The organism is Pseudomonas sp. PS01299, from assembly GCF_029960145.1.
Classification (GTDB): domain Bacteria; phylum Pseudomonadota; class Gammaproteobacteria; order Pseudomonadales; family Pseudomonadaceae; genus Aquipseudomonas; species Aquipseudomonas putida_A.
Genome location: NZ_JASCPO010000432.1, coordinates 1 through 2,389, shown reverse-complemented (window position 1 = coordinate 2,389; position 2,389 = coordinate 1). Strand labels below are relative to the sequence as shown.

Genomic DNA, 2,389 nt, shown 5'->3' with positions numbered 1-2,389 from the left:
GTGGTGAGGGGTTTTATCCCCGATGGCCTGCGCAGCAGTCCCAGCTTTGGGGCCGCTTCGCAGCCCATCGGGGATAAATCCCCTCACCACAGGGCTCGCTCCTACATTGGCTCTGTGTCGCGGCTCGCAAAGCCGCGCAACAATCCCGTCGTTTGCCGTTTTTTTCACATTCTGTCCGGATAATTCCTCTCATTCTGGCGTCTGAGCCGGCCTCTTTGTGCTATTACCCATAGCCTGAATATTCGGAACGCGTCCCTGATGTCCGCTCAAACTCAGCTCAAAACTTCCCGTCGTTCACGTTTTGCCCTGCGCTGGTATGTCTGGCTGTTGCTGGTGCTCGCTGTCGCTTATGGCGTGGCGCATATCATGCATTGGGACGACCGTGGCCTGCTGTGGCTGCGCGAGCGACTCGAGACTCAGGCCGAGCAGAAGGCAAGCATCTGGTTGCCGGATTATCGGGCGGTGATCGACGGCAAACTGCTGCCGGGCATGGAAAAGGACGAGGCCTCGGACCTATCCTACAACCCGCAGACCAAAACCCTGTTTTCGGTGATGGGCAAGAATCCGTTTCTGGTCGAACTGACCCTGCAGGGTGATGTGCTGCGCAAGATGCCGCTGGTGGGCTGGAGCAATCCGGAGGGCGTGACCGTGATGGAAAACGGCCTGATGGCGATCGTCGATGAGCGCGAACACCTGCTGACCATCGTCAAGGTCGATGCCAACACCCGCGAGCTGAATATCGCCGACTTCCCGAAATACGACCTCGGCCCGTCGAAAAACCAGAACAAAGCGTTCGAGGCAATCACCTGGGATCCGCGCAACCAGCAGTTGCTGCTGGGCGAAGAGCGGCCGCCGGCGCTGTTCACCTGGAAAAGCGACGGCAGCCAGATCCTCAAGGGCGACAAGCAGAAGCTGGCCAATGATGAACTGGACATTCGCAACCTCTCGGCACTGGCCATCGACCCACGTACCGGCCACACCCTGGTGCTGTCCGCCGATTCGCACCTGTTGCTGGAACTGGACGAGAAGGGCGAGCAAGTCAGCTTCATGACCCTGCTTGGCGGTTTCAACGGATTGAAGAACACCATTCCCCGTGCCGAAGGCGTGACCATGGACGACGCCGGTACGCTGTACATGGTCAGCGAGCCGAACCTGTTCTATCGCTTCGAAAAGCAGAAATAACCACCTTTCACTAATCCTCATATAGGAGCTGCCGCAGGCTGCGATCTTTTGCTTTTGTTTTTCAAGATCAAAAGATCGCAGCCTGCGGCAACTCCTACACAGGGTTGTCTTGTGGCCTGAGGCAAGTGGCCATTAAGCTTCAGTTCAGACAGGCGTGATATTTCATCCGCCTGTTTTGATCCCGAGCCTGCCTGAATGCGTCGACTTGCCCGCCCCAAGCCCCTGTTTATCATCCTGTCGGTTGTTGTCCTGATCGTGTTGATCGCGATCGGCCAATACCTGCGCCTGTTCGAGCGCGCCTGGTTCAATCTGCATACCTTGTGGCAGCCGTTGAGCAGCGAGGCCATTGGTCTGGATCAATACCGGGTCGAGGTCGAGGCCAGGATCATCGACGGCCTGAACGACGATGTCTCGGCGCTGACCTACGATCCGGTGCGCAAAAGCCTGTTCACCGTGACCAACAAGAATGCCGAGTTGGTCGAGTTGTCCCTCGACGGCAAAATCCTGCGGCGCATCGCGCTGATCGGCTTCGGCGATCCTGAAGCGGTGGAGTTCATCAGCGCCGACACCTATGTGATCACCGACGAGCGCCAGCAACGCCTGATCAAAGTCCATTTGGAGCAGGGCACCACGTTCCTCGATGCGGCGGACGCTGAACAGATGACCCTGGGCGTGCACATGAGCGGTAACAAGGGCTTCGAAGGCCTGGCGTACGATTCAGTGGGCAAGCGTCTGTTCGTCGCCAAGGAGCGTGACCCCATGCTGATTTATGAGGTGCACGGTTTTCCGCACTTCAATCCGGAAAAGTCCTACGCGGTACACGTGATCAACAACCCCAAGCGCGATGCCGGGATGTTCGTGCGCGATCTGTCGAGCCTGCAATACGACGAGCGCAGCGGCCATTTGCTGGCGCTGTCCGACGAGTCGGGGCTGATTCTGGAGCTGGATGTGGACGGGCGGCCGTTGAGCACACTGTCACTGAACAAGGGGCGGCAGGGTTTGCAGAAGAGGGTGCCGCAAGCCGAAGGCATTGCGATGGATGACGACGGGACGTTGTATCTGGTGAGTGAACCGAACTTGTTTTACGTCTTCAAGAAACCTGCGCAAAACTGACTGACACCCCAAAAAACCAAATGTGGGAGCGGGCTTGCTCGCGAATGCGGTGTATCAGACAAATTAATGTATCTGACACACCGCATTCGCGAGC

Annotated in this window: 2 protein-coding genes; both read left to right on the top strand. The window is 57.7% G+C overall.

The window, feature by feature from the left end; all coding sequences use genetic code 11:
* The first annotated feature begins 258 nt into the window (after nt 1–258).
* Nucleotides 259–1,182, top strand: coding sequence for an SdiA-regulated domain-containing protein (locus QMX91_RS30710; RefSeq protein WP_282413866.1), 924 nt, complete (start codon nt 259–261; stop codon nt 1,180–1,182).
* 195 nt (nt 1,183–1,377) lie between these two features.
* Nucleotides 1,378–2,295, top strand: a complete 918-nt coding sequence (locus QMX91_RS30705) for an SdiA-regulated domain-containing protein (protein WP_247839738.1) — start codon at nt 1,378–1,380, stop codon at nt 2,293–2,295.
* The last annotated feature ends 94 nt before the right edge of the window (nt 2,296–2,389 follow it).

Bases quoted from the DNA above. Each gene is read 5' to 3' on its own strand.
- QMX91_RS30710 (WP_282413866.1), top strand. From the start codon at position 259: ATGTCCGCTCAAACTCAGCTCAAAACTTCCCGTCGTTCACGTTTTGCC.
- QMX91_RS30705 (WP_247839738.1), top strand. From the start codon at position 1,378: ATGCGTCGACTTGCCCGCCCCAAGCCCCTGTTTATCATCCTGTCGGTT.